Source organism: Bradyrhizobium glycinis (assembly GCF_016031655.1).
Classification (GTDB): Bacteria; Pseudomonadota; Alphaproteobacteria; order Rhizobiales; family Xanthobacteraceae; genus Bradyrhizobium; species Bradyrhizobium glycinis.
Genome location: NZ_JACCHQ010000078.1, coordinates 1 through 718 on the forward strand (window position 1 = coordinate 1; position 718 = coordinate 718).

The window sequence follows — 718 nt, forward strand, 5'->3', positions numbered from 1 at the left end:
GGCATCGCGTCCGCTCCCAGCCAAGAAGCTGCTTGAAGCCGTGCGCGCTCATTGGGGCATCGAAAACAATTTGCACTGGGTTCTCGACGTTCTGTTCGACGAGGACGCTTGCCGCAGCCGGAAAGGCCATGCTGCCGAAAACCTCGCAGCCATCCGCAAGCTGGCTATCAATACGCTGCAGGCAACACCTGGACCTGCCCGCACCAGCCACAAAATGCTCGAAGCCAGATGGAATAACGACTTCCTTCTCTCCGCCCTCGCTCATATGCGATAGCCCTACCCTGGAGGGGGAGGGTCGCTTCGCATGTAGCGAAGCGAAATGCGAAGCGGGGTGGGGTGACGGTCTCCACGTCGCACACTGCCCATGTTGAGAGATCACCCCACCCCGCTCGCGCTTCGCGCGATCGACCCTCCCCCTCCAGGGCAGGGCTATCGCATGTGGCCTAGGAGTTCGAAGAAGAAGGTATCGTTCCAGCCGGCGCGCTTGAGCTTGAGGCGCAAGGAGATTTTTGTATCGGGGTGAGCTCTGGCGACGTTGAGGGCGAGTCGTCTGAGCACGGCAAGGTTGGCCGGGCCGTTGTCCTTGCGATTGCGGGCCAGATCCTCGGCGAGGATGACATCGAGCGGCCAGTGCAGGCCGTTTTCGATGGTCCAATGGGTGCGTACAATGCGCAAAACCTGCGTTCGACTGTAGTTTTGGCTCATCAGGAAGTAGCGT

The 718-nt window shown here is 60.3% G+C and carries 2 protein-coding genes; one reads left to right on the forward strand and one right to left on the reverse strand.

Features of this window, described 5'->3' with window-relative positions:
- Positions 1-274 (forward strand): ISAs1 family transposase (locus HZZ16_RS38550; protein WP_197954195.1); only part of this gene is annotated, 274 nt, incomplete at its 5' end.
- Positions 275-429: 155 nt separating this feature from the next.
- Here HZZ16_RS38550 and HZZ16_RS36960 read toward each other — a convergent pair.
- Positions 430-718 (reverse strand): ISAs1 family transposase (locus tag HZZ16_RS36960; RefSeq protein WP_197955778.1); only part of this gene is annotated, 289 nt, incomplete at its 5' end.